General features: G+C 70.1%; 17 protein-coding genes. 8 read left to right on the forward strand and 9 right to left on the reverse strand.

The genetic code is table 11. The annotated features are described in order from the left end of the window. Positions 1-2 precede the first annotated feature (2 nt). From OOK07_RS10600 to OOK07_RS10615, 4 genes are all read right to left on the reverse strand, one after another. On the reverse strand, positions 3-2,114 hold the full coding sequence (locus tag OOK07_RS10600; protein ID WP_266796087.1) for a hypothetical protein: 2,112 nt from the start codon (positions 2,112-2,114) through the stop codon (positions 3-5). A 48-nt stretch (positions 2,115-2,162) separates the two neighbouring features. After that, complete coding sequence (locus OOK07_RS10605; protein ID WP_266796089.1) at positions 2,163-2,453, reverse strand: hypothetical protein; 291 nt, start codon at positions 2,451-2,453, stop codon at positions 2,163-2,165. A gap of 365 nt (positions 2,454-2,818) precedes the next feature. Next, positions 2,819-3,724, reverse strand: a complete 906-nt coding sequence (locus tag OOK07_RS10610) for an SDR family oxidoreductase (protein ID WP_266796091.1) — start codon at positions 3,722-3,724, stop codon at positions 2,819-2,821. A gap of 1 nt (position 3,725) precedes the next feature. Further along, positions 3,726-4,484, reverse strand: a complete 759-nt coding sequence (locus tag OOK07_RS10615; protein WP_266679076.1) for an SDR family oxidoreductase — start codon at positions 4,482-4,484, stop codon at positions 3,726-3,728. Positions 4,485-4,678: 194 nt separating this feature from the next. Here OOK07_RS10615 and OOK07_RS10620 point away from each other — a divergent pair, with 194 nt between their 5' ends. The 4 genes from OOK07_RS10620 to OOK07_RS10635 are packed head-to-tail and all read left to right on the forward strand — an operon-like array spanning position 4,679 to position 8,096. After that, entirely contained in the window at positions 4,679-5,437 is a 759-nt protein-coding gene (locus OOK07_RS10620; RefSeq protein WP_266796093.1) for an enoyl-CoA hydratase family protein, read from the forward strand. Further along, positions 5,438-6,274: a CoA transferase subunit A gene (locus OOK07_RS10625; RefSeq protein WP_266679080.1), complete on the forward strand. Its 837-nt coding sequence runs from the start codon at positions 5,438-5,440 to the stop codon at positions 6,272-6,274. Beyond that, the gene (locus OOK07_RS10630) at positions 6,271-7,041 is read left to right on the forward strand and encodes a CoA-transferase subunit beta (protein WP_266679082.1); all 771 of its coding nucleotides are present in this window, start codon (positions 6,271-6,273) and stop codon (positions 7,039-7,041) included. Before OOK07_RS10625 ends, OOK07_RS10630 begins: the two co-directional genes overlap by 4 nt. Beyond that, positions 7,041-8,096, forward strand: a complete 1,056-nt coding sequence (locus OOK07_RS10635) for an NAD(P)H-dependent flavin oxidoreductase (RefSeq protein WP_266801923.1) — start codon at positions 7,041-7,043, stop codon at positions 8,094-8,096. The genes OOK07_RS10630 and OOK07_RS10635 overlap by 1 nt, the downstream gene beginning before the upstream one ends. 160 nt (positions 8,097-8,256) lie before the next feature. On the opposite strand, the gene OOK07_RS10640 is transcribed toward OOK07_RS10635, so the two are convergent. Genes OOK07_RS10640 through OOK07_RS10650 form a run of 3 tightly spaced genes read right to left on the reverse strand, consistent with a single transcriptional unit; the run spans position 8,257 to position 10,887 of the window. Continuing rightward, positions 8,257-9,414, reverse strand: coding sequence for an acetyl-CoA C-acetyltransferase (locus OOK07_RS10640; RefSeq protein ID WP_266796095.1), 1,158 nt, complete (start codon positions 9,412-9,414; stop codon positions 8,257-8,259). A 43-nt stretch (positions 9,415-9,457) separates the two neighbouring features. Continuing rightward, positions 9,458-10,069 (reverse strand): TetR/AcrR family transcriptional regulator, encoded by a 612-nt coding sequence (locus OOK07_RS10645; RefSeq protein WP_266796097.1) that lies wholly within the window; start codon positions 10,067-10,069, stop codon positions 9,458-9,460. Positions 10,070-10,095: 26 nt separating this feature from the next. Further along, complete coding sequence (locus OOK07_RS10650) at positions 10,096-10,887, reverse strand: SDR family oxidoreductase (RefSeq protein WP_266679088.1); 792 nt, start codon at positions 10,885-10,887, stop codon at positions 10,096-10,098. A 48-nt stretch (positions 10,888-10,935) separates the two neighbouring features. Here OOK07_RS10650 and OOK07_RS10655 point away from each other — a divergent pair, with 48 nt between their 5' ends. Together OOK07_RS10655 and OOK07_RS10660 are read left to right on the forward strand one after the other, a co-directional pair. Continuing rightward, a complete protein-coding gene (locus OOK07_RS10655) occupies positions 10,936-12,075 on the forward strand; it encodes an acyl-CoA dehydrogenase family protein (protein ID WP_266679090.1) in 1,140 nt (379 codons plus the stop codon). After that, positions 12,075-13,280, forward strand: a complete 1,206-nt coding sequence (locus OOK07_RS10660; RefSeq protein ID WP_266796099.1) for an acyl-CoA dehydrogenase family protein — start codon at positions 12,075-12,077, stop codon at positions 13,278-13,280. Before OOK07_RS10655 ends, OOK07_RS10660 begins: the two co-directional genes overlap by 1 nt. Here OOK07_RS10660 and qcrB read toward each other — a convergent pair. Both qcrB and OOK07_RS10670 read right to left on the reverse strand, forming a co-directional pair. Further along, on the reverse strand, positions 13,255-14,904 hold the full coding sequence (gene qcrB / locus OOK07_RS10665; protein WP_266796101.1) for a cytochrome bc1 complex cytochrome b subunit: 1,650 nt from the start codon (positions 14,902-14,904) through the stop codon (positions 13,255-13,257). The two genes, OOK07_RS10660 and qcrB, sit on opposite strands and share 26 nt — an antisense overlap. Before the next feature lie 94 nt (positions 14,905-14,998). Next, positions 14,999-15,547 (reverse strand): HutD/Ves family protein, encoded by a 549-nt coding sequence (locus tag OOK07_RS10670; protein ID WP_266796103.1) that lies wholly within the window; start codon positions 15,545-15,547, stop codon positions 14,999-15,001. A gap of 138 nt (positions 15,548-15,685) precedes the next feature. Between OOK07_RS10670 and OOK07_RS10675 the strand changes: the two genes are divergently transcribed. Together OOK07_RS10675 and OOK07_RS10680 are read left to right on the forward strand one after the other, a co-directional pair. Continuing rightward, a complete protein-coding gene (locus OOK07_RS10675) occupies positions 15,686-16,597 on the forward strand; it encodes a rhomboid family intramembrane serine protease (protein ID WP_266796105.1) in 912 nt (303 codons plus the stop codon). A 36-nt stretch (positions 16,598-16,633) separates the two neighbouring features. Then, a complete protein-coding gene (locus OOK07_RS10680; protein WP_266796107.1) occupies positions 16,634-17,551 on the forward strand; it encodes a chitosanase in 918 nt (305 codons plus the stop codon). The last annotated feature ends 124 nt before the right edge of the window (positions 17,552-17,675 follow it).

Genomic DNA, 17,675 nt, shown 5'->3' on the forward strand with positions numbered 1-17,675 from the left:
CATCAGTCTGGGATGTTCTGGAACTCCTGAGATGCCTGGAAACCGTCGCGCTGCACTTTGGTGACCACGGCGTAGTCTTGAAGCCACCGTGAGTACGCGTTCAGTTGCCGCGGGCTCATCTTGTTCGGGTCCATCACTTGCCCCACAGAAGTCAGGAAGTTGCCGGCTGGGCTCTTGATGTAGTTCTTCGGGTCGCCTGTGTACGTCGTGCCGTCCTTGCCGTGCGGCCCGACAGTGACCGGTTTGGTGAGAGTGGGGTCGAACCCGGGTTTCACACCGCTGCCCGAGTCCCCGGCAAGCTGATTGTTCGCGAGTCTCTGGTAAGCATCGCGCCACGACGTGTCCAACTCGGCCTCTGACAGGCTCTTGTACTTGTCCGCAAGCCCGCCCGGCGCCTCCTCGGGCTTGACGCTCACCTGTTCTGCCAGCCAGTCCGTGAGCAGGCCCTGCGCGGAGTCGCCGAGCCCGGTGAGCTGTTCCTTGCCCATGTCGGCGACGGCAGTGGTGCCGCCCGTCGCGGCCGCCTTCGCCCCGTCGAATGCCGTCTCGATCAGCTTCTTGCGGAACTCGTTCACGCTGTCCGCCCACGCCTTGGCGTCGCCTTCGATGGATCCCTTGGCGTAGGTGAAGGCCGTGCCATACGCCTTCATCATCAGGCCGCGCTTCATCGCCAGGTACTCGATTGCATGGTCGTCCGAACGGTCTGTGTGTACACGCTTGTTGTCGACTTGCTTACGGTATGTGTCGAAGAGCGCACTCAGCTCGCCCGCCGCCCGTGGGTCCCGAGCCGCCTCGTTCATCAGCGCCTGCCACATCGGTGCACCCGCCTCCAGGCCGATGCGGGACGGGTCCTGGCCGTTCAGGAATGCCTTCTCATCCCACTTGGAGGCTTCCTCCGCGAAACCGCCAGATGTCGCATCGCCCATCCAGAACTTGTCGGCGACGGGAGAGGTGATTCCGTTCTCCATGTCCTTCCAGTACGAAGTGACCAGCTGCGAGTAGAAGTAGTCCACACTCTCGATGGGGTGGATGTCCTTTTCATCACCGTTCATGTGCTTGTAGTTGTCGAACATGAGGTGCGCGGTCAGCTTCTCGGCGAGAGCCTCGTTCGTCGGGCGCAGGGCGATGGTGGCGGAGTGCAGCACCTTGACCAGGGCGGCCGAGCGGGACTTGTCCCATGTACCGGCAGGGTTGTAGAGCATGTTCTGGATGGTGTCGTAGTCATGGCTCATCCATTCGCCGGACGCCTCGGGGTTGCTGGCGATGGCGTTGAACAACTGTGCGTAGTGGTCGGCCTCCCAGGGGCCCTTCCCGCTGCTGTTCATCCACTCGTTCTCGAAGGTCTTCTGGTCCTTGGAGAAGACCCGACCGCCGAGTGCGACCAAGAAGTCCTTGTCGTACGTCCCGCCGGCGAGAAGCGGCATCAGCCGGTCCGGTCGGAAGCCGCGCTGCGGGTCCATGGCGAACTTGTCGAACCACTTGCTCCAGTTGGCCTGCTTCTCCTTGGTGGTCTTGCCGTCGAAGGCCACCTGCGTGAACGTGCCGAGTGTCCTGGCGACGAGATTCCGGTCATGGGTCAGCGCGTCCGGGTGCTTGTCGTAGTAGTCGTCGTAGGGATCGTCGGCCATCTCGTTGGACAGCCACACCAGCTTGTCCGGTCCGAGGGTGCTGTAGAAGGCCTTGACGAAGTCACCGTCGTCGGCATTCGCCTCCAGGGCGGCGAAGAGTTCCGCCGAGTTGCTGCCGCGGAAGTCCTTCTTGAACCGCTCCGCCAGCGCCTTTCCGTTGCGTTCGGCTGCGGCCTTCTGGCCCACCATGGCCTCGTCGATCGTTACCATCGCCGTGCCCTTGGGGGCATTCGGATACGGCTTCCCACCGTTGCCGTTGCCGGTGACGGCCAGGGCTAGGTGGTAGCGGCGGATCAGCAGTGGTACCTGGTCGTCCAGCCAGCCGCAGATGCCGAGGAGTTGGGTCAAAGGTTGTGTGTCGATGCCGTGCCGCTCGAAGTTCGACTTGATCCAGGACACGCTGTCGCGCAACCGCTCCTTGTCCTTCTTGACTGAGCCGATCATGCCGTTCAGCGCCTTGGAGTCGATCCCCGAGAACTCGCCCATGTCCCTCTCCCCGTTGGTGGTACGTGCGCTGTCACCACACGCCTGGCATCAGTAGCCCTGCAGATCCATGCGCATCATCTTGGCCTCGCCCGGGGTCACCTTCTCCGGACACTTGGCGATCTCCGCATCCACCGCCGGAATGAGCTTCTCCACCAGGACCTTCATACGCGACCGTCGCCCCTCGAGATCCTTGGCCCAGTTACTGGCTGCCTTGCCGACCCAGACCTTCTTGCTACCCATGTCCTTGGCGGCGGTCTCGAGCTGCTTCTTCAGCATCTCGGTCTCGGTCTTGAGGCTGTTTTTGAGGCTCTCCAAGGAGGCCAGGTATGGATTGTCCACTTTCGGCTGGGTACTTGGGTCTCCCACGGTCGTCCCTCTCGAAATCGCGGCTGTGTAGGCCGAGTTGCATGATCTCATGCAGGAACCGGGCCTGGCATGGAGCCTTGCAGTCGGTCGCCGGGGGTGAGGTTCGCCCAGGGCGCCCCGACTACTGGTGTTCTGAGTCGGGAATTCGCTGCGTAAGTCCGTACTGGTTGGGCGTGATGGCCGGGTGGCGAGGACGGGACGACCGAAGGCCGAGCTGGTGCTGACCGGTGGCGAGCCCGAGACGTTGACGCGTCGGGCGAGACGCCAGACGTCGAGGGGACGGGTAGGGGCGGCGGGGGCGGGACACCCCTCAGGCACGGCCCCTCAGGCACGCCCCCTCACGCCCCGTACACCGCCCCCGGCACCTCGGCCCCCGCCAGCAGCTTCAGGACCGCCTCCCCCGTCTCCCCCGGACTCCACCGCGCCCCCTTGTCGGCGCTCGGCCCCGGCCGCCAGCCCTCCATGACCGTGATCCGGCCGCCCTCGGATTCGAAGACCCGCCCGCTCACACCGGTGCTTGCGGCGGAGCCCAGCCAGACGACGAGCGGCGACACGTTCTCGGGGGCCATCGCGTCGAAGCCGGACACGGGCGCCGTCATCGTGTCGGCGAAGGTGCCTTCCGTCATGCGGGTCCGGGCCGCGGGCGCGATCGCGTTGACCTGGACGCCGTAGCGGGCGAGTTCGGCCGCGGCGACCAGCGTGAGCCCCACGATGCCGGCCTTCGCGGCGCTGTAGTTTCCCTGCCCGACCGATCCCAGCAGCCCGGCTCCGCTGCTGGTGTTGACGATCCGGGCCGCCGGTACGCGTCCTGCCTTGGCCTGCGCCCGCCAGTGCGCTGCGGCGTGCCTCAGCGGTAGGAAGTGGCCTTTCAGGTGGACGCGCAGGACGGCGTCCCAGTCGTCCTCGTCGAGGTTGACGAGCATCCGGTCGCGCAGGAAGCCTGCGTTGTTGACGAGGGTGTCGAGCCGGCCGTACGTCGTGAGGGCCGTCGTGATCAGGGAGGACGCGCCGTCGGTGGTGGCGATGTCGCCGCCGTGGGCGACCGCCTCGCCGCCTGCCGTGCGGATCTCGTCCACGACCCGGCCGGCCGGGCTGTCGGGGCCAGGTGTCCCGTCCAGCCCCACGCCCAGGTCGTTGACCACCAGCCGCGCGCCCTCCGCCGCGAACGCGAGCGCGTGTGCGCGCCCGAGCCCACGGCCGGCGCCGGTGACGATCACGACCCGGCCGTCGCAGATTCCGCTCATCTCACGTCTCCTTGTTGGCAGTTGCCGCGTCCAGGAACGCCGGCCGCTCCCCGCCCCCGTGCACCAGCAGACTCGCCCCGCTGATGTAGGCGGCCGCGTCGGAGGCGAGGAAGACGGCGGCCGCGCCGACGTCGGCGGGTGTGGCCAGGCGGCCGAGCGGCACCGTGCGGGAGACCGCCTCGACGGCGTCCTCGCCGCCGTAGTGGAGGTGGGCCAGCTCGGTGCGGACCATGCCGACGACGAGGGTGTTCACACGGACCTGGGGCGCCCACTCCACGGCCATCGACCGGGCGAGGTTCTCCAGGCCCGCTTTGGCCGCCCCGTACGCCGCCGAACCGGGCGACGGGCGGCTGCCGCTGACGCTGCCGATCATCACGACTGCGCCCCCGGCCCGTCTGAGGTGCTCGTACGCGGCGAGGGAGGCCGTCAGGGGAGCGACGAGGTTCAGTTCGAGTACGCGCGCGTGCCGTTCCGCGTCCGCGTCGGCCAGCCGCCGGTAGGGGCCGCCGCCCGCGTTGTTGACGAGGACGTCGAGCCGGGGCAGCGCGTCGAAGAGGGCGCGTACGGCGGGTGGATCGCGCAGGTCCAGCGGGGCGAACTCGACACCCTCGGCGGGCACTTCGGGCGGTCTGCGCGCAACTGCGACGACTCGCGCGCCGGCCTCGGCGAAGGCTTTCGCGATCCCGGCCCCGACGCCGCGCGTGCCGCCGGTGACGACGACGGTCCTGCCGCTCAGTTGCGGCCGGCGAACGTCACTCATGTTCGCCTCGCGATGTCCGCTTCGGCCACCGCTTCTGGCCTGCTTTTCCTGCTGGGGGTCCGGGGGTCGCCCCTCGGAATAGTGCGGTATCCACAGGCCTTCCCGCTCCGATCCGACGGCTGCTAGCTTCGAAGCCTCACACCTAACAAATGTTTGGTGGAAAGGCGTTGGTTGGAAAGGTAGCTGATGCGCGCATGGGTGTCTCCACCTCGTTTCCGGAAAGCGGGCCCGAAGAGGAGGGAATCGCGGTCGTGACGGTCGACTTCCCGCCGGTGAACGCGCTGCCGGTGGACGGCTGGTTCGCGCTGGCCGACGCCGTGCGCGCGGCGGGCCGCGACCCGCAGGTGCGGTGCGTGGTGCTGACCGCACCGGGGCGGGGGTTCAACGCGGGCGTGGACATCAAGGAGATACAGGCACAAGGACCGAGCGCGCTGGTCGGCGCCAACCGCGGCTGCTTCGAGGCGTTCGCGGCGGTGTACGAGTGCGCGGTGCCGGTGGTGGCGGCGGTGCAGGGCTTCTGCCTGGGCGGCGGCATCGGACTGGTGGGGAACGCGGACGTGATCGTGGCGAGCGAGGACGCCGTCTTCGGCCTGCCGGAGCTGGACCGGGGCGCCCTGGGCGCGGCGACACATCTGGCCCGTCTGGTCCCGCAGCACCTGATGCGCGCGCTCTACTACACCTCGCGCACCGCGAGCGCGGCCGAGCTGCACGCGCACGGCTCGGTGTGGCGCGTGGTGCCGCGCGAGGAACTGCACACCGCCGCACTGGAGTTGGCGCGCGAGATAGCCGCCAAGGACGGGGAGCTGCTGCGCCTGGCCAAGGCCGCCATCAACGGCATCGACCCGGTCGACGTGCGCCGCAGCTACCGCTTCGAGCAGGGGTTCACGTTCGAGGCGAACGCGGTCGGGGTGGCCGACCGGGTCAGGGACACGTTCGGGAAGGAGGGTGCGTAGATGAGTGACAAGACGATGACCGCCGAGCAGGTCGTCTCCCGTCTGGAGAGCGGCATGACCCTCGGCATCGGCGGCTGGGGATCGCGGCGCAAGCCGATGGCCCTGGTGAGAGCGCTGCTGCGGTCCGACGTCACCGACCTCACGGTCGTCTCGTACGGCGGCCCGGACGTCGGCATGCTGGCGGCGGCGGGCCGGCTGCGGAAGCTGGTGACGGCCTTCGTCACCCTCGACTCGATCCCGCTCGAACCGCACTACCGCGCGGCCCGCGAGCGCGGCGCCTTCGAACTGACGGAGATCGACGAGGCGATGTTCATGTGGGGGCTGCACGCGGCCGCGAACCGGCTGCCGTTCCTGCCGGTGCGGGCCGGCATCGGCTCGGACGTGATGCGGGTCGCCCCGGGCCTGAGGACGGTCACTTCGCCGTACGAGGACGGGGAGACGTTCGTGGCGATGCCCGCCCTGCGACTGGACGCGGCCCTGGTGCACGTCAACCGCGCCGACCGGCTGGGCAACGGGCAGTATCTGGGCCCGGACCCGTACTTCGACGACCTGTTCTGCGAGGCGGCGGACACGGCCTACCTCTCGTGCGAACGAATCGTCGACACGGCCGAGCTGACGAAGGAGGCCGCTCCGCAGACGCTGCTCGTCAAGCGTCACACGGTGACCGGTGTCGTCGAGGCCCCGAACGGCGCGCACTTCACATCCTGCGTACCCGACTACGGCCGGGACGAGGCCTTCCAGAAACGGTACGCGTCCACGCCCTGGCCGGAGTTCGCCGCACGCTTCCTCGCGGGAGACGAGCAGGCGTACCGGTCGGCGGCCGGGGAGGAGACATGAGCGAGACCCCCGGCACCCCTCTTGCCACCACCCCTCTTCTCCCGCCCACCCGTGCCGAGTACTGCGTGATCGCCTGCGCCGAGGCCTGGCGCGGCGCGGGCGAGATCCTGGCGAGCCCGATGGGTGTGATCCCGTCGATCGGCGCGCGGCTCGCCAAGCGCACCTTCGCGCCGGACCTGCTGCTCACCGACGGCGAGGCACTACTGGTCGGACTGGACGGCACCGTCGAGGGCTGGCTCCCCTACCGGCAGCATCTGGCCCTGGTCACCGGCGGCCGACGGCACGTGATGATGGGCGCGAGCCAGATCGACCGGTTCGGCAACCAGAACATCTCGTGCATCGGCGACTGGGAGAAGCCCAGGCGGCAACTGCTCGGGGTGCGGGGCGCCCCGGTCAACACCCTCAACAATCCGACCAGTTACTGGGTGCCGAGACACTCCCGGCGGGTCTTCGTCGAGAGGGTCGACATGATCTGCGGGGTCGGTTACGACCATGCGGCCGCGCATCCTGACACGGCCCGCTTCCACCGCATCCCGCGTGTCGTCTCCGACCTGGGCGTCTTCGACTTCGACACCGGCGACCACTCGATGCGGCTCGCCTCGCTGCATCCGGGTGTCACGCCGGACCAGGTCAGGGAGGCGACCGCCTTCGAGCTGACGGTCCCGGACGACATACCGCCGACCCGTGAACCGACCCCCGGGGAACTCCGGCTCATCCGCGAGGTCATCGACCCGGCCGGCACGCGCGGCAGGGAGGTCGAGGCGTGATGGAGACGGCGCTCACCCGGCTGGTCGGGGTCCGGTACCCGATCGTGCAGACGGGCATGGGCTGGGTGGCGGGCCCGCGCCTGGTCTCGGCGTCGGCGAACGCGGGCGCGCTGGGCATCCTGGCCTCCGCGACCATGCCCGTCGACCGGCTGCGCGAGGCGATACGGGAGGTCAAGTCCCGTACTGACGCGCCGTTCGGCGTGAATCTGCGGGCGGACGCCTCGGACGCCGGCGACCGCGTGCGGATCCTGATCGAGGAGGGCGTACGGGTGGCCTCCTTCGCGCTCGCCCCCTCCGCCGGGCTGATCGCGGAGCTGAAGGAGGCGGACGTCGTCGTCATCCCCTCCATCGGTGCCCGCCGGCACGCCGAGAAGGTCGCGGCGTGGGGCGCGGACGCCGTGATCGTGCAGGGCGGTGAGGGCGGCGGCCACACCGGCGAGGTCGCGACGACCGTCCTGCTGCCGCAGGTCGTGGACGCGGTGCGGATACCCGTCGTGGCGGCGGGCGGTTTCTTCGACGGGCGGGGGCTGGTAGCGGCGCTGGCGTACGGGGCGGCGGGCGTCGCGATGGGCACACGGTTCCTGCTGACGTCGGACTCGACCGTGCCGGACGCGGTGAAGGCGAGATATCTGGCAGCGACGGTGAAGGACGTGACGGTCACGACGGCCGTCGACGGGCTGCCGCACCGGATGCTGCGTACGGACCTGGTGTCCTGCCTGGAGAACTCCGGTCGCGCGCGGGCCCTGTTCCACGCCGTTCGCCGGGCGGCGGGCTTCCGGAAGCTGTCCGGGCTCACCTGGCCGCAGCTGGTCCGTGACGGTCTCGCCCTGAAGCACGGGAAGGACCTGTCCTGGAGCCAGGTCCTGCTCGCCGCGAACACCCCGATGCTGCTGAGGTCGGCGATGGTGGACGGCCGCACGGACCTCGGAGTGATGGCGTCGGGGCAGGTCGCGGGAGTGATCGAGGATCTGCCGTCGTGCGCGGAGCTGGTGGAAGGGGTGATGGCCCAGGCCATGCAAACCGCACAGACGCTGGGTTTCTCCCTCAGCAGCTGACGCCACTCACCCGTCGCCCGCCGGCGGTCTCCCCGTTGGCTGCCGGCGGTCTCCCCGCCGGCTGTCGACGGCCGACGGGCACCCGTCCCCCTCACCCCACCCGTCGCCGGGCACCGACCGCCGGCCAACAGCCACCAGCCCACCCTCCCACCGGCCCCGGTCAGACCCGTTCGATGATCGTCACATTGGCCTGGCCGCCGCCCTCGCACATGGTCTGCAGGCCGAAGCGGCCGCCGGTGCGTTCCAGTTCGTGCAGCAGGGTCGTCATCAGCTTGACGCCGGTCGCGCCGAGGGGGTGGCCGAGGGCGATGGCGCCGCCGTTGACGTTGACCTTCTCCGGGTCGGCGCCGGTCTCCTTCAGCCAGGCCAGGACGACCGGCGCGAAGGCCTCGTTGATCTCGACCAGATCGATGTCGTCCATCGTCAGGCCGGTCTTCTTCAGGGCGTGGGCGGTGGCCGGTATCGGCGCGGACAGCATGCGGATGGGGTCCTCGCCGCGCACGGAGAGGTGGTGCACGCGCGCGCGTGGCGTCAGCCCGTGCTCGCGCACCGCCCGCTCGGAGGCGAGCAGCATGGCCGCCGCGCCGTCGGAGACCTGGGAGGAGCAGGCGGCGGTGACGGTGCCGCCGTCGAGGACCGGCTTGAGCCCGGCCATCTTCTCCAGGGAGGTGTCCCGGCGGGGGCCCTCGTCGACGGCGACCGAGCCGTGGGCGACGGTCTCCCGCTCGAAGCGGCCCTCGTCGATGGCCCGGAGCGCCCGCTGGTGCGACCGGAGCGCGAACTCCTCCTGGTCCTGCCTGCTGATGCCCCACTTCGCGGCGATGATCTCGGCCCCGGCGAACTGGTTCACCGGCTGGTCCCCGAACCGTGCCCGCCAGCCCTCGCTGCCAGCGAAGGGACCCTGCGTGAAGCCCAGCGACTCGGCGGCCTGGCGGGTCGCGAAGGCGATGGGGATCTGCGACATGTTCTGCACGCCGCCCGCGACCACCAGGTCCTGCGTGCCCGACAGCACTGCCTGCGCCGCGAAGTGCACGGCCTGCTGCGAGGAGCCGCACTGCCGGTCGACCGTCACGCCCGGCACCTCCTCGGGCAGTCCGGCGGCCAGCCAGCAGGTCCGTGCGATGTCCCCGGCCTGCGGCCCCACCGCGTCCAGACAGCCGAAAACGACGTCCTCGACGGCGGCCGGGTCCACGCCCGAGCGGGCCATCAGCTCCTTCAGAACATGGGCACCGAGGTCGGCGGGATGGACCCCGCTCAGCCCTCCCCGGCGTCGCCCGACGGGCGTGCGGACCGCTTCGACGATGTAGGCCTCGGCCATGACGACTCCCTCACGGAAAGGGGCACTTGGAAACGTGAAAGGGCTATGTGCGTACGGCGATCCCGTCCAGCACCATCGACAGGTACTGCCGGGCGATCTCCTCCGGGCTGTGCTGTCCGCCGGGCCGGTACCAGGACGCGGCCACCCACACGGTGTCGCGCACGAACCGGTAGGTGAGCCGGACATCGAGGTCGGCCCGGAAGACGCTGGCCTCGACCCCCCGCTCCAGCGTGGACAGCCACGCCTTCTCGAACTTGCGCTGCGACTCGGCCAGGAACACGAACCGCTCCTGCGCGACCAGTTGCTTGCTCTCCTTCTGGTAGATCGCCACGGCGGCGCGGTGCCGGTCGATCTCCCGGAACGACTCGATGACCAGGGCCTCCAGGGTCTCCCGCGGTCCCAGCTCGGCCTCCAGGACGGTGTCGTAGCCGCCCCAGAGCTCGTCGAGGAAGGTGCGCAGGATCTCCTCCAGCATCGATTCCTTGGAGTCGAAGTGGTAGTAGAGGCTGCCCGCGAGCATGCCCGCGTGGTCCGCGATCTTGCGTACGGTGGTGGCGTTGTAGCCCTGCTCGGCGAACACCTCGGCGGCGGTGTCGAGGAGTTCGCGGCGCCGGGCGGGGGCCGCGGTCACCTGGGGCTTCTTCTTGGTCGGCACGGGTCCATTGTCATCCGCTCCGGTCCTCAGGCGTGCCGGCTGCTGACGGAGACGACCTCTCCTGTCATGTACGAGGAGTATCCGGACGCCAGGAACACGATCACGTTGGCCACCTCCCAGGGCTCCGCGTACCGCCCGAAGGCCTCGCGTGCGGTCAGCTCCTCCAGCAGTTCGGGAGTGGTCACCTTCACCAGGTGCGGATGCATGGCGAGGCTCGGCGACACGGCGTTGACCCGCACCCCGTAGGCCGTCGCCTCCATCGCCGCGCACCGGGTCAGTGCCATCACCCCGGCCTTGGCCGCGGCGTAGTGCGCCTGTCCGGCCTGGGCGCGCCAGCCGACGACGGAGGCGTTGTTGACGATCACGCCGCCGCTTCCCTCCGCACGGAAGAGGCGCAGGGCCGCGCGGGCGCACCGGAACGTCCCCGTCAAGGTCACGTCCAGCACCTTCGACCACTGCTCGTCGCTCATGTCGACGAGATCCGAGGTGCCGCCCAGGCCCGCGTTGTTGACGACGATGTCCAGCCGCCCGTGCTCCCTCACAGCGGCCTCGAACAGGGCCTCCACCTGCACCTGGTCGGTGACGTCGCACGGCAGGGCCGCGACCGAGGACGGCCCGAACTCGTCGGCGAGCTGGGCCGCGTGCTCCTTCAGCCGCCGCGGGTGCGCGTCGCTGATCAGCACGCGCGCTCCCTCCTCCAGGAAGCGTCGCGCGCTCGCGCCGCCGATGCCCGCTCCGGCAGCCGCGGTGATGACGGCCGTGCGCCCCTTCAGCAGGCCGTGCCCCGGCTCGTACGACGGGCTCTCGACGACTGTCATACCGCCACGCTAACCTACCAAACACTTGTTAGGGAAGGATGGCAGCCGATGGATCTCGCGTTCACAGAGGAAGAGGAGGCCTTCCGCACCGAGGCCGGGGCCTGGCTCGCGGCCCATGTGCCGGGCTCCCCCCTGCCGTCCCTGGAGACCGCGGAGGGCTTCGCGGCGCATCGCGCGTGGGAGGCCGAACTGGCCGCGGAGCGCTGGTCGGTCGTCAACTGGCCGGCACGGTACGGCGGCAGGGAGACCGGCCTGATCGGCTGGCTGGTCTTCGAGGAGGAGTACTGGGCGGCGGGCGCCCCGGGCCGGGTCGGCCAGAACGGCATCAGTCTGCTCGCCCCCACCCTCCTCGACCACGGCACCGAGGAGCAGCGAGCACGCGTACTGCCCCCCATGGCGACCGGCGAGGTGGTCTGGGCGCAGGCGTGGTCGGAGCCGGAGGCGGGCTCGGACCTGGCGTCCCTGCGGTCGAAGGCGGTGCGCACGGACGGCGGCTGGCGGGTGAGCGGGCAGAAGACATGGTCGTCACGGGCGGCCTTCGCGGACCGCGCCTTCGGACTGTTCCGCAGTGACCCCGGGGCGCCGAAACCCCATCAGGGGCTGACGTACCTGATGTTCGACCTGCGCGCGCCCGGTGTCACGGTGCGCCCCATCGGCCGGCTCGACGGGAAGCCGGCGTTCGCCGAGCTGTTTTTGGACGAGGTGTTCGTGCCGGACCGCGACGTGATCGGTGAGCCCGGCGAGGGCTGGCGCATCGCGATGTCGACGGCGGGCAACGAACGGGGCCTGATGCTCCGTTCCCCCGGCCGTTTCCTGGCAGCCGCGGACCGGCTGCGCAGACTCTGGCGGCAGCAGGGAAGTCCGCCGTCCGCCCATGACCGGGTGGCGGACGCCCTGATCGGCGCCCGGGCGTACCAGCTCTTCACGTACGCGGCCGCTTCCCGTTTCCTGGAGGGCGCCTCACTCGGCCCGGAGTCCAGCCTGAACAAGGTCTTCTGGTCCGAGTACGACATCGCGCTGCACGAGACCGCGCTCGATCTCCTCGGCGACGAGGGCGAGTCGGCGGACTCCGACTGGGCCGAGGGATATGTCTTCTCCCTCGCCGGCCCGATCTACGCGGGCACGAACGAGATCCAGCGCGACATCGTCGCCGAGCGCCTCCTCGGCCTGCCGAAGGGACGCCGCTGATGCGCTTCGTCCTCGATGCCGGGCAGCGGGCGTTCGCCGACTCGCTGGACGCGATGCTGACGGCCGCCGGCACTCCCTCGGTCGTACGGGAGTGGAGCCGCGGCGAGCACGGGAGCGGCCGCGCACTGTGGTCCCGCATCGCCGAGGCGGGCGTGTTCGCGCTGACCGTCCCCGAGGAGTACGGCGGGCTGGGCGCCGGGCCCGTCGAACTCGTCGTCGCCTTCGTCGAGCTGGGGCGGCACGCCGTGCCCGGCCCGCTGGTGGAGACGGTCGCCGCGACGGCGCTGCTCCTCGGACTGGACGACCCGGGCCCGGCCGAACGCCTCCTGCCCACGCTGACCTCCGGCGAGTCGACGGCGACGCTAGTGCCCCAGCAGGCGACGTTCGCCCCGTCGCGGCGCCCGGCACGCTCCCCCACCGCCTCAAGGGCGTGGGACGTGCCCCCAGTCGCCGCGCCGGCCGAAAGCCCAGGTACGTCCAGTACGAGGACTTCCCACCGGCCCGCCGAGAGCACCCACCGGACGCCGCTCCTTGAGGGGCAGACGTTGCCTGCCGGGGCACGGGCGCCGGGCCCGTACGCCCTGGACGCGGACATGGCGGACGTACGGCTGACCACGCCGGAACCGCTGACCGCGCCGCCGGGGACCACCGATCTGTATCTCGCGCCTGCGGTCCGAGCGGCCGAAGTCCACCGCTCCCTCGATCCCGCCCGCCGGCTGTTCCGCCTCCCGCCCGGCGGGGAGCTGCTCGCATCGGGTCCGCAGGTCGCCGGGGCCGCCGCCCACGCCCTGGCCACCGGCCGCCTCGCCACCGCCGCGCAGGCCCTCGGCGTCGGGCTGGCGCTGCTGGACCGGACGGTCGTCCACGTCGGGCAGCGCAGCCAGTTCGGCGTCCCCGTGGGGTCGTTCCAGGCGGTCAAGCACCGGCTGGCCGATGCGAAGATCGCGTTGGAGTTCGCGCGCGCCGTGCTGTTCGGAGCCGCCCTCACGATGGCGGCGGCCGACGTCGCCGCCGCCAAGGTCACGGCATGCGAGGCGGCGTACACCACCGCCCGCACGGCACTGCAGCTGCACGGCGCGATCGGCTACACGGCGGAGTACGACCTGTCCCTGTGGCTGACCAAGGCCCGCGCCCTGCGGACCGCGTGGGGCGGACCCCGCGAGTGCCGGGCCCTGGTCCTCAGTGGTGGTGATCGCCGCTGGTGAGCTCGCGGTACTCCTCCGCCGTCGGTTTCGGGATGTGCGACTCGGACCCGAACATCGCCCTGGCCAGCCGGGCCCGCACCCGCTGGCCGGGCTTGACCCGCCGGCGCACGCCGTTGGCGTCCACGAGCGGACCGATCTCGTAGGGCGGGTTCTGCTCGTGCTGGGTGAGGGTGAACAGCTGGTCCTGTGGGAGGGGTTCGTGCACCTCGACGAACTCGCCGTGCGGCAGCCGGCGGATGGTGCCGCTCTCCCTGCCGTGCAGCACTTTGTCCCGGTCCCGGCGTTGCAGGCCCATGCAGACCCGCTTGGTGACGAGGAACGCGAGCACCGGCATCACGAAGAAGGAGATCCGCACGAACCAGGTGATCACGTTGATGGACAGATGCAGATGCGTGGCCACGATGTCGTTGCCGCCGCCGATCAGCAGCACCACGTACAGGCTCAGCCAGGCGACGCCCAGGCCGGTGCGGACGGGCGCGTTGCGCGGCCGGTCCAGGATGTGGTGCTCGCGCTTGTCGCCGGTGACCCAGGCCTCGACGAAGGGATACAGGCCGAGGGCGAGCAGGATCAGCGGGAACAGCGAGAAGGGGATGAAGACGCCCGGTTCGAGGGTGTGGCCCCAGAAGTTGAGCTCCCATCCCGGCATCACCCGGATCAGGCCCTCGGAGAAGCCGAGATACCAGTCGGGCTGGGCGCCCGTGGTCACCAGGTCCGGCCGGTACGGCCCGAAGGCCCATACCGGGTTGATGCTGGCGATGCCGCCCATGACCGCCAGCACACCGAAGACGAGGAAGAAGAAACCGCCCGCCTTCGCCATGTAGACGGGCAGGAAGGGCATGCCGACCACGGTCTTCTGGTCCCGTCCGGGCCCCGGGTACTGCGTGTGCTTGTGGTAGAAGACCAGGATCAGATGGGCGACGACCAGGCCCAGCATGATCCCCGGCAGCAGCAGGACGTGGACCGGGAAGAGGCGCGAGATGATGTCGTGCCCCGGGAACTCGCCGCCGAACAGGAACATCGACAGATACGTCCCGACGATGGGGATCGACAGGATCGCGCCGTCGGCGAAGCGGATGCCGGTGCCGGACAGCAGGTCGTCGGGGAGCGAGTAGCCGGTCAGGCCGGTGATGATGCCGAGCATCAGCAGGGTCCAGCCGAACAGCCAGTTGATCTCGCGCGGCTTGCGGAACGCGCCGGTGAAGAACACCCGCATCATGTGCACGAGCATGCCGGTGACGAAGACCAGCGCGGCCCAGTGGTGGATCTGCCGGATCAGCAGCCCGCCGCGCACGTCGAAGCTGATGTCGAGTGTGGACTCGTAGGCCCGGGTCATCGAGACGCCGTTGAGCGGGACGTACGAGCCGTGGTAGATCACCTCGACGCCGCTCGGCTCGAAGAACAGGGTGAGATAGATGCCGGTGAGGATCAGGATGAGAAAGCTGTAGAGGCAGACCTCGCCCAGCATGAAGGACCAGTGGTCGGGAAAGACCTTGCGCATGTTGGCCTTGGCCAGGCTGTAGAGGCCCAGCCGCCCGTCGGCCCAGTTCGCGAGCTTCTCGCCCTTGCCCTCCGGCTCCCTGCGCGCGGAAGCCGCCGCCTCGTTCCCCGATCGTGCGCCGTCCATACGTTCGTCGCCTCCCCGTAGGATCATCTTCAGGGTGACATGGTGGGGCAGCCAAGCCAACGGTGCCGACAGCCACGCGAGTGACCGCCTCGCCTCAACCCCTCGTGCCGACCCCGATCACAGCTGTCCGGCCTCCTGCGTGCAGCACCGCGTCCTCGCCGGCCAGCAGTACGGCGTCGTAGCGCGCGAGGCTTAGCCCGGCCACCTCCGCGGTGCCGTCGAGCACGACGACCAGGGTGCCCCCGGCGAGCGGGAGGCGCCCGCGCACGACAGCCACCGTCGGGGCCGTACGGCCACCGCTTCGGCGCCACATGACGTTGAGGTTCACCACGGGGCCACGCAGCAGGCGGCAGTCGGTCGGGACGTCGCCCCGGAAGTCCTGCGGTACGTGACGCGCATCGACGAGCCGTCGCTCGCCGCCCACCGTGAGGTCCATCCCCGCGCCCTGCACGACGGTCAGCGTGCGGTCGACGTCGGGGAAGGCGGAGAAGGGCCCGTCCGCGCCGACCTCCGCCAGGCTCACCCGCCAGTCGAAGTCGTCCATGCCCGCGCCCTCGGGCCGGACGGCTATCTCGCGTGTGATGCCGCCGCCGTTCTTCCAGGGCACGGCGGTCCGTTCGGCGGCCGGGAACAAGCGGGTCACCGGACGACCCGTCGGAAGATCACAATCATGGCACCAGGCTCCCACCGTTCACGTGTATTCGCTATTTTGTTCGCCGCCGACCCCACCGGCCCACCCGCCCTCTGACCACCATCCACCCCTTTTCCGCTGGAGCCGTACGTGGAGTCCGAGTCCGCCGTCACCACCTGCTATCGCCATCCCAAGGTGGAGTCCCACGTCCGCTGCACCCGCTGCGACCGGTACATCTGCCCGGACTGCATGCGGGAGGCGGCCGTCGGCCACCAATGCCCGGAGTGCGTGAGGGAGGGCGCGCGGTCGATGCGGCAGGCGCGCACGGCGTTCGGCGGCCGGATCACGGGCGCACCCGTGGTGACGTACGCCCTGATCGGGCTCAACGTGCTCGCGTACCTGGCCGAGCTGGTGCGTCCGGCGGTCGTGGACCGGTTCGAGATGCTGGGCCGGGGGCTGGTCGGACCCGACGGCGGTCACTACATGTGGCTGGCGAACCACCCCTCGGACTACCACCCCGAAGGCATCGTGGGCGGCGAGTGGTACCGCCTGCTGACCGGCGCGTTCCTGCATCTGCCGGTCGCCGAGGGGACGTTCGGGATCCTGCACATCGTGATGAACATGGTGTCGCTGTGGAACATCGGCCGGGTCGTGGAGTCCCAGCTGGGCCGAGTCCGCTACCTCACGCTCTATCTGCTGTCCGCGCTCGGCGGTTCGGTCCTCGTCCTGCTGATCGCGCCCGACACCCCCACGCTCGGCGCGTCCGGCGCGATCTTCGGGCTCGGGGCGGCTTACTACGTCATGGCCCGCCGCCTCGGCGCCGACATGAGCCAGGTCAACCGTTTCATGGCGGGCCTGCTGGTGTGGCTGCTGATCTCCGCGGGCCTCACGTCCTGGCAGGGCCACCTCGGCGGCCTGCTGGCGGGCGCCGTGGTGACGGTGGCGTACGCGTACGCGCCCGGGGACCGGCGCCGCACCCTGGTCCAGGCCGGCGCCTGCCTCGCCCTGTCGGTGCTGCTGGCCGTCCTGGCGATGGCGAAGGCCGCGGAACTGACCATGTGACCGTCCGATGAAAGATGCGCACGTAGTGTGTGCACCATGAAGCGTGCCGGTTGCCTCCTTTTCGCGGCCCTCCCCGTCGTCATCACGGCGGGGGTCTACGCCCTCACGCCCACGCACTCCCACGACGGCACGTCGAAGGCCTCCGCCTCCCCCTCCCGCTCCGCCGCGCCGCACGCCGCCACGGACGCCAAGCGCGGGGCCGAGCGGGAGAAGCCGGACGGCGATCAGGTGATCGCCGGGCTGCCGGCCGGTCTCGCCGCCCCCGCCAAGAAGGAACTGGCCCAGGAACTGGTGGCCAGCGCCGAGAACTCGACCCTCGACTGGCGCAGCGCCTACGGCTACGTGGAGGACATCGGCGACGGCCAGGGCTACACGGCCGGCACGGTCGGTTTCTGCACCGGCACCCACGACCTGCTCACCCTGGTCGAGCGCTACACCAAGGCCCACCCCGGCAACGGCCTCGCCCGCTACCTCCCCGCCCTGCACCAGGTCGACGGCACGGACTCCCACAAGGGCCTGGACCCCGGCTTCACGGCCGCCTGGAAGGCCGAGGCCGAGTTGCCCGCCTTCCGCAAGGCCCAGGACGAGGAACGCGACCGCGTCTACTTCGACCCGGCGGTCCGCCTCGCCAAGCTCGACGGCCTCGGCACACTGGGCCAGTTCATCTACTACGACGCCATGGTCTTCCACGGTCCGGGCACGGGCTCGACCGGCTTCTACGGCCTGCGCGAACGCGCGATGCGGGAGGCGGACACCCCGTCGCGGGGCGGCTCGGAGAAGAACTATCTGGACATCTTCCTGGACATCCGCGTCAAAGCCATGAAGACGAAGCGCCCCGGCATCGACACCTCCCGCGTCGACACCGCCCAGCGACGGTTCCTGTACGACGGGAACCTCGACCTGAAGACGCCGCTGACCTGGCAGGTGTACGGGGAGACGTACAAGGTGCCGTAGAGGCACCCGGCCCCGGCCCGACCCCATCCATCCGGACATGCGACGGCGCCTGCCCACCGTCCGGTCGGGGACAGGGCAAGCGCCGTGCTTGGGGGGTCTGGGGGTATTCCCCCCAGAAACCCGC

Source organism: Streptomyces sp. NBC_00078, assembly GCF_026343335.1.
GTDB lineage: Bacteria > Actinomycetota > Actinomycetes > Streptomycetales > Streptomycetaceae > Streptomyces.

What these genes read in the sequence shown, in the direction of transcription:
- OOK07_RS10600 (WP_266796087.1), bottom strand. Translation starts at nt 2,114, where the DNA reads ATGGGCGAGTTCTCGGGGATCGACTCCAAGGCGCTGAACGGCATGATC.
- OOK07_RS10610 (WP_266796091.1), bottom strand. Translation starts at nt 3,724, where the DNA reads ATGAGCGGAATCTGCGACGGCCGGGTCGTGATCGTCACCGGCGCCGGC.
- OOK07_RS10615 (WP_266679076.1), bottom strand. Translation starts at nt 4,484, where the DNA reads ATGAGTGACGTTCGCCGGCCGCAACTGAGCGGCAGGACCGTCGTCGTC.
- OOK07_RS10620 (WP_266796093.1), top strand. Translation starts at nt 4,679, where the DNA reads ATGGGTGTCTCCACCTCGTTTCCGGAAAGCGGGCCCGAAGAGGAGGGA.
- OOK07_RS10625 (WP_266679080.1), top strand. Translation starts at nt 5,438, where the DNA reads ATGAGTGACAAGACGATGACCGCCGAGCAGGTCGTCTCCCGTCTGGAG.
- OOK07_RS10630 (WP_266679082.1), top strand. Translation starts at nt 6,271, where the DNA reads ATGAGCGAGACCCCCGGCACCCCTCTTGCCACCACCCCTCTTCTCCCG.
- OOK07_RS10635 (WP_266801923.1), top strand. Translation starts at nt 7,041, where the DNA reads ATGGAGACGGCGCTCACCCGGCTGGTCGGGGTCCGGTACCCGATCGTG.
- OOK07_RS10640 (WP_266796095.1), bottom strand. Translation starts at nt 9,414, where the DNA reads ATGGCCGAGGCCTACATCGTCGAAGCGGTCCGCACGCCCGTCGGGCGA.
- OOK07_RS10650 (WP_266679088.1), bottom strand. Translation starts at nt 10,887, where the DNA reads ATGACAGTCGTCGAGAGCCCGTCGTACGAGCCGGGGCACGGCCTGCTG.
- OOK07_RS10655 (WP_266679090.1), top strand. Translation starts at nt 10,936, where the DNA reads ATGGATCTCGCGTTCACAGAGGAAGAGGAGGCCTTCCGCACCGAGGCC.
- OOK07_RS10660 (WP_266796099.1), top strand. Translation starts at nt 12,075, where the DNA reads ATGCGCTTCGTCCTCGATGCCGGGCAGCGGGCGTTCGCCGACTCGCTG.
- qcrB (WP_266796101.1), bottom strand. Translation starts at nt 14,904, where the DNA reads ATGGACGGCGCACGATCGGGGAACGAGGCGGCGGCTTCCGCGCGCAGG.
- OOK07_RS10680 (WP_266796107.1), top strand. Translation starts at nt 16,634, where the DNA reads ATGAAGCGTGCCGGTTGCCTCCTTTTCGCGGCCCTCCCCGTCGTCATC.